The organism is Pseudoalteromonas maricaloris (assembly GCF_024746855.1).
GTDB lineage: Bacteria > Pseudomonadota > Gammaproteobacteria > Enterobacterales > Alteromonadaceae > Pseudoalteromonas > Pseudoalteromonas maricaloris.
Window position 1 is genome coordinate 2,654,930 of record NZ_CP024625.1, and the last position, 17,191, is coordinate 2,672,120.

General features: G+C 44.2%; 13 protein-coding genes. 3 read left to right on the plus strand and 10 right to left on the minus strand.

The genetic code is table 11. The annotated features are described in order from the left end of the window. Positions 1 to 3 precede the first annotated feature (3 nt). The 9 genes from bamA to rpsB all read right to left on the minus strand — a co-directional run bounded on the left by bamA (position 4) and on the right by rpsB (position 10,333). Positions 4 to 2,475, minus strand: coding sequence for an outer membrane protein assembly factor BamA (gene bamA / locus CTT31_RS11595; protein ID WP_211857952.1), 2,472 nt, complete (start codon positions 2,473 to 2,475; stop codon positions 4 to 6). 166 nt (positions 2,476 to 2,641) lie between these two features. Further along, positions 2,642 to 3,994: a sigma E protease regulator RseP gene (gene rseP / locus CTT31_RS11600; RefSeq protein ID WP_211857954.1), complete on the minus strand. Its 1,353-nt coding sequence runs from the start codon at positions 3,992 to 3,994 to the stop codon at positions 2,642 to 2,644. A 2-nt stretch (positions 3,995 to 3,996) separates the two neighbouring features. After that, entirely contained in the window at positions 3,997 to 5,187 is a 1,191-nt protein-coding gene (gene ispC, locus CTT31_RS11605) for a 1-deoxy-D-xylulose-5-phosphate reductoisomerase (protein WP_130163786.1), read from the minus strand. Beyond that, positions 5,184 to 6,050, minus strand: a complete 867-nt coding sequence (locus CTT31_RS11610) for a phosphatidate cytidylyltransferase (protein ID WP_017216091.1) — start codon at positions 6,048 to 6,050, stop codon at positions 5,184 to 5,186. Before CTT31_RS11610 ends, ispC begins: the two co-directional genes overlap by 4 nt. Positions 6,051 to 6,060: 10 nt before the next feature. Next, positions 6,061 to 6,834: an isoprenyl transferase gene (locus CTT31_RS11615; RefSeq protein ID WP_211857956.1), complete on the minus strand. Its 774-nt coding sequence runs from the start codon at positions 6,832 to 6,834 to the stop codon at positions 6,061 to 6,063. 171 nt (positions 6,835 to 7,005) lie between these two features. After that, positions 7,006 to 7,563: a ribosome recycling factor gene (gene frr / locus CTT31_RS11620; protein ID WP_010371327.1), complete on the minus strand. Its 558-nt coding sequence runs from the start codon at positions 7,561 to 7,563 to the stop codon at positions 7,006 to 7,008. A gap of 92 nt (positions 7,564 to 7,655) precedes the next feature. Next, positions 7,656 to 8,393: a UMP kinase gene (gene pyrH / locus CTT31_RS11625; RefSeq protein ID WP_010371324.1), complete on the minus strand. Its 738-nt coding sequence runs from the start codon at positions 8,391 to 8,393 to the stop codon at positions 7,656 to 7,658. A 139-nt stretch (positions 8,394 to 8,532) separates the two neighbouring features. Continuing rightward, positions 8,533 to 9,384, minus strand: coding sequence for a translation elongation factor Ts (gene tsf / locus CTT31_RS11630; RefSeq protein ID WP_010371321.1), 852 nt, complete (start codon positions 9,382 to 9,384; stop codon positions 8,533 to 8,535). Positions 9,385 to 9,604: 220 nt separating this feature from the next. Beyond that, positions 9,605 to 10,333 carry a 30S ribosomal protein S2 gene (gene rpsB / locus CTT31_RS11635; protein ID WP_010371318.1) on the minus strand — a complete coding sequence of 243 codons (729 nt, stop codon included), beginning with the start codon at positions 10,331 to 10,333 and terminating at the stop codon, positions 9,605 to 9,607. A 279-nt stretch (positions 10,334 to 10,612) separates the two neighbouring features. On the opposite strand from rpsB, the gene map reads away from it, so the two are divergent. The 3 genes from map (at position 10,613) to dapD (ending at position 15,077) form a co-directional block, all read left to right on the plus strand. Next, a complete protein-coding gene (map, locus tag CTT31_RS11640) occupies positions 10,613 to 11,404 on the plus strand; it encodes a type I methionyl aminopeptidase (protein WP_039497131.1) in 792 nt (263 codons plus the stop codon). A 216-nt stretch (positions 11,405 to 11,620) separates the two neighbouring features. Further along, positions 11,621 to 14,239 (plus strand): [protein-PII] uridylyltransferase, encoded by a 2,619-nt coding sequence (gene glnD, locus CTT31_RS11645; protein WP_130163785.1) that lies wholly within the window; start codon positions 11,621 to 11,623, stop codon positions 14,237 to 14,239. A 10-nt stretch (positions 14,240 to 14,249) separates the two neighbouring features. Next, positions 14,250 to 15,077: a 2,3,4,5-tetrahydropyridine-2,6-dicarboxylate N-succinyltransferase gene (dapD, locus tag CTT31_RS11650; protein ID WP_039497128.1), complete on the plus strand. Its 828-nt coding sequence runs from the start codon at positions 14,250 to 14,252 to the stop codon at positions 15,075 to 15,077. Positions 15,078 to 15,126: 49 nt separating this feature from the next. Here dapD and CTT31_RS11655 read toward each other — a convergent pair whose 3' ends face one another. Continuing rightward, positions 15,127 to 17,181 carry a TonB-dependent receptor gene (locus tag CTT31_RS11655; protein ID WP_260491312.1) on the minus strand — a complete coding sequence of 685 codons (2,055 nt, stop codon included), beginning with the start codon at positions 17,179 to 17,181 and terminating at the stop codon, positions 15,127 to 15,129. Between the last annotated feature and the right edge of the window lie 10 nt (positions 17,182 to 17,191).

The following is a 17,191-nucleotide window of genomic DNA, read 5'->3' on the forward strand; positions in this document are numbered from 1 at the left end:
TCCTTAGAATGTATTACTGATATTGAAGCTGATCGTCTTCGTATCGTCTTCTTCTTCTTTTTTGAGTGGGTAAGCGAAACTGATCAACATAGGTCCCATAGGCGAGATCCACTGAATCGATAAACCCGTTGATACTCTGAACCTTGATGGATCAGAGAAATCAGAAAGTAGATTGTATTGATCTTCTGGCAAGTTGTTATAACGGTCTACATCAAACTCAGTATCCCAAACGTTTGCCGCATCGACGAAGAAGCTCGTTCTTACTGAACTCGTGTTTTCTTCGTCTAGGAATGGCGTTGGTACGATAAGCTCAAGACCTGCTAGTGCTTTTGCGTTACCACCGATACGACCACCTAGATTTAGCGTATCAAATTGCTGATCGCCGCCAATACAGCTACCTGCTGTACCATCTGGTTTAGGTGTGCCCGGAATACACTTAGGCGCACGCTGTACCGCTCGAGGTAGAATCGTGTTTCGGTCAAAACCACGTAGTTCTTGCTCTGAAATACGGAAGAACTCTTGGAATGGCAACACTTGCTCAAAGCCATTGGTCTCACCATAACCATTACCATAGCCTAAACCCGCTCTCGCTGAGAATACCCAACGATGGTCATTACTGATTGGCCAGTAAAAACGTGAATCGTAATTGATCTTGAAGAAATTAAGATCTGAGTTTGGTGTAGTAATACTTAAGTTCAAGCTTTGACGAGAACCTGCAGTTGGGAACATACCACGGTTTACCGTTACACGTGACCAACCTGCACTTAACTCATATTTAGTAAAGTCATAATCGGCATTTGGATCGCTTTCGTTTAAGAAGCTCTCACGAAGTACTCGTGTTTGCTCAAAGTCCGAAATTTGCGAAAGGCTTTCTTCAATCCAACGAATACCAAAGTTAACACGGTTAATCGCATTAATTGGGAAACCAAAGTTAGTACCGAGACCATAGCTGGTCGATTTATAATCTACGATACCAAACTCACTCGCATCGAACTTACTGTAGAAGATACTGCTGCCTTGCGACACACCGTCAGGCGTGAAGTAAGGGTCAGTGTAGGACACACTATAACGTTCTGAACCACGCGAAGTGTTGATATTGAAAGCAACTTGGTTACCAGATCCTAAGAAGTTAGACTCACTGACACCAATGTTAAACTGAAGGCCCGCATAAGAACCATAAGCAACACCCGCTTGGAAACTACCTGCTGGCTGTTCTTTTACTTTAAAGTCAACATCAACCTGATCTTCAACACCAGGAATTGGCTTGACTTCAAACTCTACCGATTCCATATATGGCAAACGTTGAATTTGAAGCTTTGAACGCTCTAGGTTTTGGTTAGACAACCACGCACCTTCAAGCTGCGTCATTTCACGACGTAACACCTCGTCGGCTGTATTTTGGTTACCATTCACCACAATACGACGTACATATACACGCTTTCCAGGATCAACAGATAGTGTTAATTGTACTTCTTTGTTTTCATCATCGATTTCTGGGACGGTTCGTACTTCTGCATTGGCGTAACCAAAACGCGCCAAATAACTCTTAATGAAATCTTCCGTTGCCGTTACAACTGAGCCGTTGTAAAGCTCACCAGCACGAAGTGGCACTATGCCTTTAATTAAGTCTTCACGACCTAATAAGTCACCAATGAAATCAAACCCTTTAACGGTATATTTTTCACCTTCGGTGATGTTCGCCGTAACATAAACTGATTCACGTTCTGGGCTTACTGAAACCTGCGTTGAATCGATGTTAAAACGTAAATAACCACGGTCTAGGTAAAAACTGCGGATCTTTTCTAAATCGCCTTCAATGGTTTGTTTTTGATAACGGTCATTAGAGAGGAAGCGCCACCAAGGTAAGTCCTGCTGAGATTCAATTAGGTTAAGAAGTTCTTCGTCCGAGAACAGCTCATTACCAACGAGGTTAATTTGACGTACAGAAGCAGCATCACCCTCTTCAAACTTCAGCATCAGCTTCACACGGTTACGTGGCAATTCAACAATGCTCACCTCAACCTTAGCGTTGTATTTACCAATACTGTGGAAGAATTCCGTTAAGCCTTTTTCGATACTATCAAGTACCGTTCTGTCTAACGGCTCACCTTGGCGAATATTTTGCTGTTCTAAACTCTCGTTTAGCTGCTCGTCTTTGATGTCTTTGTTACCATCGAATTCGATTGAGCTGATAGTTGGACGTTCTTTAACCTTAAAAATAATCTGATTACCATCACGGAATACCGCAATGTTGTCAAAGTGGCCAGACTTATACAGCGCCTTGATTGTGCGTGAAATAGTAAACTGATCGACATTGTCACCAACGTTGATCGGAATATGTGTCAATGCAGCACCTAGTGCAACGCGCTGCAGCCCTTCTACTTTTAAATCTTCTACGATAAAGGAGTTTTGCCCTAAGGCAGCAAAACTAGCGCCCAGTAAACTGGTTACTGCAATGTGTTTTTTTATAGGCATTTTATTATCTTTATCCTTTACAACAATTTTGGCGCGATACGCTAAGGCCCATTACATCACAACATTCAAACGTTACAGCTTTTGTATTATGTTATCCGTTGTATGCTTGAACAAAAATGCAAACATTTAAATTGCATATAATGTGCGCTTTTTAGCACCGCACGGCTTAAAGCCGAGAAACATCATTAAATAGTGCAAAAAACGTTAAGGCAAGAAGAAGCGCCGCTCCAATCTTAAACCCAAACTCTTGTGTCTTTTCAGAGACTGGTTTTCTGCGAATTAGTTCAATTAAGTAATACATTAAATGCCCACCATCTAGGACAGGGAGCGGTAATAAGTTAAAAACTCCTAAATTCACGCTGATAAGCGCTAAGAAGCCTAAAAATGCAACTAACCCGTAACTAACACTATTTCCGGCACTAACCGCGATCCCCACAGGCCCGCTTAAGTTTTTTACCGAGACTTGGCCCGTGATTAAGTTGCCGATCATGTCGAAACTTAAGGCAATCAAGTCGTAAGTTTTACGAATGCCAAGCACCATACTATCTAGGATGCCGTATTGTCTAGTTTCAATATAACCATTTGGCCATTTTTCCATCACAGGCACAACGCCCAAATAGCCTTGTACAACACCTTCTGGTGAAGTTTTTGCCTGAGGTGTTATCGTTAGGGTTTGTGGCTGACCATCGCGCAGAATATCAATGCTTATGGCTTGATTTGCAGATTTTTGAACTCGGCTCACCAGCTGTTGCCACGATGCCAATTTGTCACCATTTATCGCAACCAGCGTGTCTTCTACTTGTAAGCCACCTTTGTCGGCAGCTGCACCTTCTTCGATATAACCGAGCTGCAGCGTCAGCGGCGGTCTATATGGTGTAATGCCAACCGAGGTCAGTGGCGCTTCATCTTGCTTTTCCAGTTTCCAATCGCTCAACCGTAGCGTACGGATCGCCAAACTACCTTTTTCATCTTGTACTTTGGCAACCAGAGATGGTTCACCTAAATGCGCCATCAATTCAAACGTGACGTCTTGCCATGAGTGCACTAACTCATCATTCAGTGCAATGATATGGTCACCTGATTGAAATCCAGCATCTGCCGCAATACTGGTTGGTGTCACAGCTCCAACGACGGGTTTTACTGATTGAACCCCTACCATATACATTGCCGCTAACGCGACAATGGCAAACAAAAAGTTTGCAATGGGGCCTGCAGCTACCACAGCGATACGAGAAAGTACTGGCTTATTATTGAAGGCAAGGTGGCGCTCCTGCTCTGGCACATCATCAACGCGTTCATCAAGCATTTTGACATAGCCGCCAAGTGGAATTGCGGCAATAACGTATTCGGTTTGATGTTTGTCATACCACTTGACTAAAGGCTTACCAAAACCAATAGAAAAACGTAAGACCTTAACGCCGGCTTTTCTGGCAACCCAAAAATGGCCATATTCATGAACGGTAACTAAAATCCCTAAAGCAAGAATAAATGAGCCTAAGTGCCAGAAAAATTCAAACATAGTTACCTCAATGTGGCGATAATTTGCTGCGCTCGGTGGCGGGCCGTTCGGTCTGTTTCCATAATAGACTCAACGGATTCTAATACGCTTAGCTCACTTTGCTCAAGCGTTAAGGCATTGACTCGATAGATATCGCAAAACCCTATCTTACCCTCTAAAAATGCCGCAACAGCGATTTCATTTGCAGCATTCACTGTTGTTGTTGCAGCCTGACCACTACGACATGCGTCAATCGCTAATTTGAGGTTGGGATAACGGTTAAAATCTGGTTTGGTAAAAGTGAAATCGACAATCTGAGAAAAATCTAATGGCTCTACACCGGCGTCAATTCTTTCAGGATAGGCAAGCCCATATGCAATCGGCGTTCGCATGTCTGGCTGCCCCATTTGTGCGAGCACCGAGCCGTCGCGATACTGCACCATTGAGTGGATCATACTTTGTGGGTGGATCACCACTTCAATATCGTCAGCCGAGCAGTTAAATAACCACTTCGCTTCAATAAACTCTAGCCCTTTATTCATCATGGTCGCAGAGTCGACAGAGATTTTTCTGCCCATAGACCAATTAGGATGCGCAACCGCTTCTTCCACCGTTACTGAAGCTAAGGTAGCCAATGAACGCTGCAAGAAAGGTCCACCAGAACCGGTTAATAAAATCTTACTAACACCGCTGTGACTTAGGTTTGAAGATTGTCCCGTTTGAATGGTCGTTGGTAGGCACTGGTAAATAGCATTATGTTCACTGTCGATAGGGAGTAAAGTCGCACCATGCGCTTTTACTTTATCCATAAACAGCTGGCCACTCATTACTAACGACTCTTTGTTCGCCAGCAGCACTTTTTTACCCGCCTCGACTGCCGCTAGTGTCGGTAACAACCCTGCTGCACCAACGATTGCGGACATCACGATATCCACATCTACGTGACGAGCCATCTCGGCCATTGCTTCAACGCCATGGAGTACTTCAGTGGTAGTGCCCGCCAAACGTTGAGAAAGTTGCTGAGCTGCGTGCTCAGAGCTCATAACCGCGTATTTAGGCTGATGACGTAAACAAAGCTCAGCCATCTTTTCCGCGTTTTGCCCTGCGACTAAGGCAAATACACGATATTGTTCTTTATTGCGGCTAACGACATCTAAGGTTGATAGTCCAATAGAGCCTGTCGCTCCTAGTACTACCAAGTTTTGCTCGCTCATAGCACAACCGTCCAAGCGTAGCAAAAAGCAAAAATGGGTGCCGCAGCCGTTAAGCTATCAATGCGATCTAGGATACCGCCGTGACCTGGCAAACAACGGCCTGAATCTTTAAGACCTACTTCGCGCTTAAACATACTTTCAAGCAAATCACCAACGGCAGAAAATAGCGCGATAATAATGGTCATTGCAGCGTAAATTGGCCACATATTGAGATCAATTGCGGCGAAGTGACAAAACACTAACACAAAAACAACTGCGGTGATCACGCCACCAACAAGACCTTCAATCGTTTTATTAGGGCTCACTTTAGGCATAAGCTTATGCTTACCTAAATTCTTTCCAGCGAAGTAAGCGCCAATGTCCGCGCTCCACACTATGCCCAATACCACCATGATAAGGACTGAGCCTATGTGCTCGCCATCTTCGTATCCGGCACTACGCATCACGTTTAACGCAAGCCACAGCGGGACTAGCGTCAGTACACCGGCGATGGAGCGCATCATGATCCCTTCATTCCAAGCACGAGCTGCTCGTGGGTATTTCACCACCAAGAAAGTAGCGACCAACCACCACGCAAAAGCGAGCGTAAATACATAATTGGCATCAGCGACTAAGCGCCCTTGCTGCCATAAATCCTGTATCGGCCAATGGGTGTTAAGCAATAGAATTAACACCGCCATAACGCCAACGAAAGTAAAACGCTGACGCTTTTGACATAGGCCCGCAAGCGCCGACCACTCCCATGCACCAAGCAAAACGATTAGTGCGGCAATCGTACTAAACATTGCCAGCGGTGTATAAAACACCAAAAGTAGAGCCAGAGGTGCAAGCACCGCTGACGTTAGAATACGTTGTTTTAACAAATTTGAACCCTTAACTTGTTGCGTCTTTCTCTGCGAGGAGCTGCTTTATCTGCTCTCCTGTGCATCCGAAGCGTCGCTCTCTAGACACGTAACAAGCAATGGCTTCAGAGAATGCTTGCTCGTCAAAATCAGGCCAAAGCGTGTCGGTAAAATAGAGTTCGGCATATGCAGCTTGCCATAGCAAGAAGTTACTGATGCGGAAGTCGCCTCCCGTTCTGATCAGCAAGTCGAGATTCGCTTGATCGGCCATCGTCATCTGCTCTGTCAAGGCATCTTCGGTTATATCACTTGGGTGCAATTCACCTGCTGCAACTTGTTTTGCGAGGTGTTGTGCTGCCTGTGTGATATCCCAACGTCCACCGTAATTTGCTGCAATGTTTAAGTTAAGCCCTGTATTGTCCTGGGTCAATGTTTGAGCTTCATGAACACGCTTTTGGAGGCTGTCAGGAAAACGAGAAAGATCGCCAATAATGGTTAGCTTTACGTTGTTCTTATGTAATTTTTTAACTTCTTTAGACAGCACATAAATAAATAATTCCATTAACGTGCTGACTTCATCTTCTGGTCTACGCCAGTTTTCACTACTAAAGGCAAATAGCGTCAGAGACTCTATACCTAACTTGGAACAGAATTGTACAGCACTACGAACCGAATCTACGCCCTTCTTGTGTCCGAAGGCGCGAGGACGCCTGCGAGCTTGAGCCCAACGACCGTTGCCATCCATTATTATCGCAACATGTTTTGGCAATGATTGCTGCGAAATAACCTCTGCTTCTAAAACCATAATTCCAATTTAAGTGAAAAAAAACGCCGCCTAGTATACCCTAGGCGGCGCTTCAAACCTAATAAATTTGTCAGTGTACCTAGCCAAAAAAACGCTAACTGCTCAGAAACAAAGCAGAAATTTCTACAATACGTAAACAGTGCGTAAATATAAACGCTAGGATAAAGACATTTAGATTTCCATCAACTCTGCTTCTTTCGCACTTAGTTGAGTATCCATTTCTTTGATGAACTTGTCAGTCAATTTTTGGATATCATCTTCAGCTTGGCGTGCTTCGTCTTCAGAAATTTCTTTGTCTTTTAGCAATGATTTAATATCACCGTTTGCATCACGGCGAATGTTACGTACTGCAACGCGACCACCTTCAACCTCACCACGTACGATCTTGATAAGATCTTTACGACGCTCTTCAGTTAATGGAGGAAGTGGAACACGGATCACAGTACCTGCTGACATTGGGTTTAGGCCCAAGTCAGAAGACATGATTGCTTTTTCTACCGCTTGTGCAAGCGATTTGTCGAATACGCTGATAGCCAGTGTACGAGAGTCTTCCGTCGTTACGTTTGCTACTTGGTTTAACGGTGTATCTGCACCGTAGTAAGAAACAGAAATACCATCTAGTAGCGCAGGGTGTGCACGACCTGTGCGGATTTTAGAAAGCTGGCTTCCAAGTGCAGCCACACTTTTTTTCATGCGCTCTTGAGCGTCTTTTTTAATATCTTCGATCACAATACTTTCCTAGTCTGTTCTTGTTATGCCAGATTATACTCGCAATTTAGAGATTCGCTACTTAACTGCGAGTTGCTGAAATAGTCGTCAGATTATTCTGCTGCTTGAGAAGAGATAAGGGTACCTTCCTCTTCACCCATGATGACATTTTTCAATGCACCCGGTTTATTCATGTTGAATACGCTGATTGGCATATTGTGGTCACGTGCCAATGTAAATGCAGCTAAATCCATCACTTTCAATTCTTTGTCGATAACTTCGTTGTAAGTTAACGTGCGGTACAGCGTAGCATCTGGGTTTTTCACTGGATCGTCACTAAATACCCCTTCAACCTTAGTGGCTTTAATCACGGTATCCGCTTCAATCTCGATACCGCGCAAACATGCTGCTGAGTCCGTGGTAAAGAATGGGTTGCCCGTACCTGCAGAGAAAATAACAACACGGCCAGATTTTAATAGGCTAATTGCTTCCGCCCAATTGTACGCATCACACACACCATTTAGCGGGATAGCAGACATCAAACGTGCGTTTACAAAAGCACGGTGCAGCGCATCACGCATCGCAAGGCCATTCATGACGGTCGCTAGCATGCCCATGTGGTCGCCCACAACTCGGTTCATGCCCGCTTCTGCAAGTGAACCACCACGTAAGAAGTTACCGCCACCGATAACCAAACCCACTTCTACGTCGAGCTCTACTAACTCTTTGATTTCTTGTGCCATACGATCCAATACTTTTGGATCGATACCAAAGCCTTCATCTCCCATTAAAGCTTCACCACTAAGCTTTAAAAGAACGCGTCTAAAAACAGGTTTTTTATTGATAGTCATAATATCCGGGCCAATTAAAAGTGAGGTAAAAAATAACCGCGCTTATGCTAGACATAAATGCGCGGTTATTTTAGAGAATTTTCAGCAATGACGCAAAGCTAATGTCAGCTTTTACGTCATTAGGCATCACAATAAGTGATTACTGGCCTTTTGCTGCAGCGATTTGTGCTGCAACTTCTGCTGCGAAGTCTTCTTCTTTCTTCTCGATACCTTCACCTACTTCTAGGCGAACGAATGAAGAAACAGATGCATTCTTCTCTTTAAGGTAGTCACCCACTGATTTCTTAGGTTCCATGATGAAAGCTTGACCAGTAAGAGAGATCTCACCAGTGAACTTCTTCATACGACCAACAACCATCTTCTCAGCGATTTCAGCTGGCTTACCTTCGTTCATTGCGATTTCAACTTGAACCGCTTTTTCTTTTTCAACTACTTCAGCAGGTACGTCTTCTGGGTTTAGGTAGTCTGGCTTAGAAGCAGCAACGTGCATTGCAACGTGCTTAAGTGTTTCTTCGTCAGCATCACCAGCTACAACAACACCGATACGCTCGCCGTGACGGTAAGCAACTAGCTTGTCACCTTGGATGTAAGAAACACGACGGATGTTCATGTTCTCACCGATTTTAGCTACTAGTGCAACACGAGTCTCTTCAAACTTAGCTTGTAAGTCTTCGATAGTTAGTTGCTCAGCTACAGCTGCGTCAGCAATTTCGTTAGCAAATGCAAGGAAGCTTGCATCTTTTGCTACGAAGTCAGTTTGACAGTTAACTTCTACTAGTGCAGCAAAACCTTCGCCTTGCTTGATGATGATTGTACCTTCAGCAGCGATGTTGCCTGCTTTTTTAGCAGCTTTAGCAGCACCACTTTTACGCATGTTTTCGATTGCTTGATCGATATCACCGCCAGTTTCTGTCAGTGCTTTTTTACAATCCATCATGCCAGCGCCAGTGCGCTCACGAAGTTCTTTTACTAGGGCAGCAGTTACAGCCATTAGAATATCCTCAAATCTGAATTCAGTTCTTGATAAAACCAACCTTAGGTTGGCTGAATATCAAATCAAGTACAGCTCGCCTCAATTTGATAAAAATCCGTTATCTTTCAAGGTCTGCTTGGCAAACAACGGGATAAGCAGTTAATCGCTTATAAAGAATATCAAGTCTTCATCAATAATTTGATGAAGACTTGATGACAGCTAATACCTAATCAGGTAATTACTCAGCTTCAACGAAGTCGTCGTTTTCTGCTTGAGCAACGATGTTGCTTTCACGACCTTCAGTGATAGCAGTCGCTACTGCACCAGTGTATAGCTGGATTGCACGGATAGCGTCGTCGTTACCTGGGATGATGAAATCAACACCATCTGGGTTTGAGTTAGTATCAACAACAGATACTACTGGGATACCTAGGTTGTTAGCTTCACGGATAGCGATGTGCTCGTGGTCAGCGTCGATAACGAAGATAGCGTCTGGAAGACCGCCCATATCTTTGATACCGCCAAGGCCTTTTTCAAGCTTTTGCATTTCACGAGTAAGCATTAGCGCTTCTTTCTTAGTAAGCTTCTCGAAAGTACCGTCTTGGCTTTGAGTCTCAAGCTCTTTAAGACGCTTGATTGATTGACGAACTGTTTTCCAGTTAGTCAACATACCACCTAACCAACGGTGATTTACGTAGAACTGCTCACTTTGGATAGCCGCTTCTTTAACTGCTTCGCTTGCAGCGCGCTTAGTACCTACGAAAAGGATTTTGCCTTTGTTAGATGCTACGTTCTGTAAGAACTTAAGTGCATCGTTGAACATAGGAACAGTTTTTTCTAGGTTGATGATATGAACGCGGTTACGTGCACCGAAGATGAACGGCTTCATCTTAGGGTTCCAGTAACGTGCTTGGTGACCGAAGTGAACACCAGCTTGAAGCATATCGCGCATTGAAACGTTTGCCATTGTATATTTCCTCTAAAAGTTAGGGTTAGGCCTCCACATATCCCATAGCACCAACACGAAGTTTTTATAACTGCATGCACCCAAGTGTATGTGTCGATATGTGTGTGTGTTAATATTAATAAGTGTGTTGTCTTAACTACAAACATTCAATCTCATCGTGTGAGGAAGAATTATTTGTAAAAAGACGGCGCGCTTTATACCATATATAAAGAATTAACTCAATCTTATGCGTAAAATTTGTGCATAATAAATGTTCATCTAAATTGACTTGGAGTCTAAATGAGTGCAGTGATCAAAACCCCTGAAGAAATCGAAAAAATGCGTGTTGCCGGGCGTTTAGCCGCGGAAGTACTGGAAATGATCGAGCCGTATGTTAAGCCAGGGGTGACCACCGACGAATTAAACACCATTTGTCACAACTACATTGTTGATGAGCAAGGTGCTGTTCCTGCACCGCTAAATTATCACGGCTTTCCGAAGTCTATTTGTACCTCTGTTAACCACGTTATCTGTCATGGTATCCCAAACGATAAACCGCTAAAAGAGGGCGACATTATCAATATCGACATCACTGTTATCAAAGATGGTTATCATGGTGATACGTCAAAAATGTTTTACGTCGGGACACCAACTATCCAAGGTAAGCGCTTAAGCGAAATCACGCAAGAAAGTCTATACCTTGCGATAAAAATGGTAAAACCGGGCGTGCGTTTGGGTGATATTGGCGCTGCAATTCAAAAGTATGCAGAAGGCTTTAACTACTCTATCGTGCGTGAATATTGTGGTCACGGCATTGGTAAAGAATTCCATGAAGAGCCACAAGTAATGCACTACGGCAAACCAGGTACTGGCGAAGTGCTTAAAGCTGGTATGTGTTTGACTATCGAGCCTATGGTTAACGCGGGTAAGCGCCAATGTAAGCTACTAAAAGATGAGTGGACTGTCGTTACCAAAGACCGTAGTCTTTCGGCGCAGTGGGAACACACGCTGCTTGTCACAGATAATGGCGTTGAGATCTTAACGCTACGCAATGACGAGACGATAGACCGCGTTATTACGCATTCAGCTTAATTGCAAAAACCATTTATCAAAGCCAGCCAGATTGCTGGCTTTTTTATTGCACAACTCACGCTACAGCGGTTACAACTCCTTTGTGTTTAGATATCAGTTACACGCGATGCTAGTTGCCCAATCCTTGACCCTTCACCTCCCCGTCACTCGCAATTCTTATTTATTTAGTGTAAAACAGGACTCTACTGTTTTTGCGCGCATGACACAGGATCCTAAGTGGCATTACCGAACAAAGTGAAGACGCTTCTTGACGAAGCACAAGAACTTACCGATTACCGTGATTGTCTTGCTTTTTTCTACAAATGGTTAAGCAATCAATTTGCCAAGCAACCCGTTAGAAATCTAATTAATTCTCGAGCCGAATTTATCGACCGCTTGTTGATTAAACTGTTTAATGAAACCGGACTGGCGCACCAACCAGACTTGTCGTTAATCGCCATTGGTGGTTATGGCCGTGGTGAGTTACACCCGTTCTCTGATATCGATTTTTTGGTGCTAACCAAATCCGTTCCCTGTGAAGAAGTGACCAGCTGTTTAGAGCGTTTTGTCACTTATTTATGGGATTTAGGTCTAGATATTGGTCATAGCGTAAGAACCCATGAACAAGTCCTAGAACAAAAACAAAATGACGTTCACTTTGCCACAAGCCTGCTGGAAAGCCGCCTCATTTGTGGTAACCATATTGAGTATGAACACCTCAAACGACATATCGTTGAAACCCCAATTTGGCAATCTAGTGACTTTTTTATCGCCAAGGTCAATGAGCAGAATATTCGCCATAAAAAATGCCATGGTACCGCCTATAACCTTGAGCCTAATATTAAAGAAAACCCCGGTGGCCTGCGCGACCTGCAAACCATTTTTTGGGTCGCTAAAAAGCACTTCCGCGCTGAAACTTTGGAAGAGTTAATCAATCACGGTTATTTGACCCATGAAGAATATCAAGAACTATTAGAGTGCATCGAAAACCTGTGGAACATTCGCTTTGCGCTACATTTGGCCGCGGGTCGCAGTGAGAACCGCTTATTGTTTGACCATCAACCACATGCCGCAGAGCTCCTCGGTTTTGGCTCTGAAGGTAAAGCTTCGGTTGAGCGTATGATGAAACGCTTATTTAGGATCATGAGCCGAGTGCGCGAAATGAACCAGATGCTGCTCTCCTACTTCGAACAAAGTATTCTTCCCGAGCAGTTAGAACAAGAAGCCGTGCCACTCGACAGAAACTTTGAGCGTATTGGCAATAAAATTCGCGTTAAGAACCCCTCTGTCTTTTTCCGTCGAGAGAATTTGTTTGTCCTCTTTGAACATATTGCAGACAACCCTAAAATTAATCAGATTGACCCAAGTACCATACGTACTATGCGCCAAGTCAGACGCCGGCTATTAGGCGATCTGCAAGATTACGCAGGCTGTCGTGATGCTTTTCTAAGGTTATTGAAACACCCTAATGGCATGGGACGAGCCTTTACTCTGATGCACAAACACGGGATCATCGCTGCCTATTTACCGCAGTGGCGTAATATTTTTGGTCAAATGCAGTTCGATCTGTTTCACGCCTACACGGTAGATGAGCATACCCATAAACTCATCAATAACATCTACCGCTATTTCGATAAAGAGCATATTAGTGAATTCCCGATTTGTTCTGAGATTGTTGCCCGCATGGACAAACCAGAGCTACTCTACTTAGCTGGGATCTTTCACGATATTGCCAAAGGTCGAGGTGGCGACCATTCCGAGCTTGGTGCCGTTGACGCCATGGCATTTACCAAAATGCACGGCTTTACCGCTTCCGACGCTAAATTAGTAGCTTGGCTGGTGCAAAATCACCTCCTGATGTCTGTCACAGCCCAGCGTAAAGATATTAACGATCCAGATGTTATTGCTGAATTTGCACAAAAAGTGAAAAACGAACGTCAGCTAGATTATCTCTATTGCTTAACGGTTGCCGACATTCGTGCCACCAACGACAACCTCTGGAATGACTGGAAAAACACCCTCTTACGCGAACTGTATTTGCATACTCAACGGGCATTGCGCTTGGGTCTTGAGAACCCAATGGATATGCGCGATCAGATCCGTGATAAGAAACGCCAAGCCAAGCAACGGCTGATTAATTTGGGCTACTTCGAAGAGTACATTGACCTTATTTGGTCACGCTTTAAGGCCAATTATTTTACTGCCTTTAGTGAACAGCAGATCTCTTGGCATACTGAACACTTATTACAGTCTGATGATTTAAGTCAGCCAAGCGTGATCGTCTCTGACAAGCCCATGCATGGCGGAACACAAGTATTCGTATACAGTCCTTATGAATCTGCGTTATTCGCCAAACTGGTCAGTGTAATTGGTTCTAAAAAAGCACAGATCCAGCATGCTCAGGTCATGACCACTAAAGATGGCTATGTTGTCTTTAGTTTTGTTATCCTAGAAGTGAATGGCGACCCACTCAGCACCGGCCGTGCAGCGGGGATCAGAAAAGGCTTGGAAACTTTACTAAAAGATCCAAAAAGAAAGATCCGGGTTAAGAAAAACCGCTCACAAAAGTTTAAAGACTTTAATATCAAACCGAAAATTATACTGCGCCCGCACGCACGCGACGATCGCAGCCTAATTGAAATTCAGGCCATTGATATTCCAGGATTACTGACTAAAATTGCTGAGGTATTTCAGGCCTATTCACTACATATTCATGCCGCGCGCATTACAACCGTCGGCGAACGCGCAGAAGACTTTTTCGTCGTCTCAAACAAAGATTACAAGGCTCTAGATGAAGTACAAAAAGCTGAGCTTCATCGCGCCCTACTCAAAAAATTAAATGCTGAAACAGATTAACGAGGAATTTATGTCTGATTTAAAAACGACTATTGAAACCGCGTGGGAAAACCGCGATACCATCACTCCAACCACGGTATCAGACGAAGTAAAACAAGCGATTGTCAACGCATTGGAAATGCTAGATTCAGGTGCAGCGCGTGTTGCTGAAAAAATTAGTGGTGAGTGGGTTGTACATCAATGGTTGAAAAAGGCGGTACTCCTGTCTTTTAGAATTCGTGACAACCAACCAATGAGCGATGGCGTTAACCAGTTTTACGACAAAGTACCATTAAAATTCTCAGACTATACGCCAGAGCAGTTCCAACAAGGTGGTATGCGTGTAGTACCAAACGCGGTAGCGCGTCAAGGCAGTTTTGTCGGTAAGAACGTGGTACTTATGCCATCTTACGTTAATATTGGTGCATATGTTGATGAAGGCACTATGGTAGACACTTGGGCAACTGTAGGCTCGTGTGCACAGATCGGTAAAAACGTACACCTATCTGGCGGTGTGGGCATTGGTGGCGTATTAGAGCCGTTACAAGCCAATCCAACGATTATTGAAGATAACTGTTTCATCGGCGCACGTTCTGAGATCGTCGAAGGTGTGATTGTTGAAGAAGGCGCGGTTATCTCCATGGGTGTCTATATTTCACAAAGTACTCGTATTTACGACCGTGAAACAGGCGAAACCCATTATGGTCGCGTACCAGCTGGTGCGGTGGTAGTACCAGGATCGCTACCAAGCAAAGATGGCTCTCATAGCCTATACGCAGCAATTATTGTGAAAAAGGTAGATCAGCAAACCCGCGAAAAAGTTGGGATCAATGCACTACTTCGCTCACTAGACGACTAAATATCACGATAGTTTCACAAAGGGAGCTTTCTGCTCCCTTATTCATGTATTACCAGCGGTAGTCCAGTGAAACCAGAATGTTTCTTGGTCTTCCAGGAAAGTACCTTTCACCACTAAATGAAGTATAATCGGCACGCTCAGCATAATGTTCGTCGGTTAGATTTTTCACTCTCACTGTCAACGCCAAATGCGGATTTACCTGCCACTTTCCTCGTAAACTCAGTAAATCGTGACCAGAATAACGATGAAGATTTTCGGGGTCAGTAAAATACTCTCCTACATGATGCCAAGCTAAAGACCAACTGAGGTTATCCAGTGCTTGCCAGTGTAATTGGGCGTTAATGACGTTCCTTGGTGCTGAATCTAGATCGTTGCCGTTAATATTGATGCCACCAAGAATATTATCTTGTTCATAGGTATGCTTAGCACGCGTTGCGGCGAGATCTAGTTGCCAATGTGCTGTGAATGAATAACTCAGCTCCAACTCCACACCTCGGTGTCTTGAGCGACCATCGTTGATATAGAAAAAGTCACTATCTCGGAAGATTAAATTTTCTTTTTCCATGTCATAAATCGCGACCTGATAGCCAAGACTATCTGCACTCCCTTTTAGGCCAAGCTCGATATTGTCCGCCTTTTCTTCCTCTAGTGATGCTTTTAGCTGCGCTCGCTGCAATTGGTAAAGCTCAGCAGTTTGTGGTGCGCGATAGCCTTGAGACACGTTAGCATAGGCAATATGCCGCTCAGTAAACGCATAGCTTAGGCCAAATTTTGGTGAAAAATAAGCAAAGCTATCTTTGCCACTGGCTGGGCGACTATAACGGCATCCTCCCATTGCACACACCGAACCATCTTCTTTGGTACGCCCAGTAGGCAAAAAGTTGCGATAATCGTATTTCATTGACTCAAAACGACCGCCCAGTTCAACTAACCAGTTACCCTGTCGCCAACTGAGATTTGCAAAAGGCGCGAGTTGCCTTGCATCTACCTCATAGTCGTAGTGTTTTCCTGTGGGAATAGTCGAGCGTAAAAATGCAGAGCCTTCTGTCGGCGTAGGCTGATACTGCAACATCTCGCCTTGGGTATATTCTGCATCCATTCCCCAATCTAGTTGTATTGAGTCACTTAACTCAGTGTGTATAAGCGTTTGCAGCCCCACACCAGTTTGACCATTTTCTTCAAACGGCTTACCCGGCAAGAAATGCTTAACAAACTCCATCTCTTGCCAGCGTACATAAGGTTTTATCAGCACGGTGTTGCTATCATCAAAGTGCCCGGTTATTTCTGTCCAAGCTCTAAATGACTCAGCCTTTCTAAATGCTTCAGGGTTTTCGCTTTGCTTTGCCAATTGCTTATTTTTATAGCTGTCCACTCCTGTTATATAACCCGCAGTTTGCTGATCTAAGTGGGTGTATGTCATCCCAGATACGATACCAATCTTCTCGCCTTCATATTGATGTTTGACGCTCAACTTTTGTTGCTCGACGCTTTCGTCGTCACGATAACCCGTATCTTTTGTAAGGGTTAACGCTGCGCCCAAGCCAAGGGCTTTATCGCCAGCTTGTATCCGAGTTCGGCTATAACCATAGGAGCCGATATCTAATGCTACCCTAGGTGTCTTTTGAATGCTGTTTGAAGTGATCACATTAACCACTCCGTGCACCGCATTGGAGCCATACAGCACGCTATTTGGCCCTTTTAGCACTTCAACACGCTCTGCCGCTTCAAAGTGCGATTCAAAGAGTTCATTAATATTACAAAAACCTGCGGCTCTGAGTGCAATACCATCTTCAGCCATTAAAATGCCACCACATGCGCCTGCACCAGATAGCACTGGTGAGCGCAATGCAGGTAGATACTCTTGACCATTACCATGTTGTATATTTGCGCCAGCAACGAGCCTCAACGCCTTTTCGATATGTGTGACGCCTATATCATCTAATTGAGCTTCTGTGAGCAAAGAGAGGCTTACAGGGCGCTCTCCTGCGGTCTCAGCCAACCTAGATGCCGTAGTAGTGATGATTTCAAATTCGTTGTTCTCTGTCGCTTCGCTAAATTGTGATGCAAGGGCACAACTTGCAAAGACCAACACCATTTTTTTCATTTTGATACCA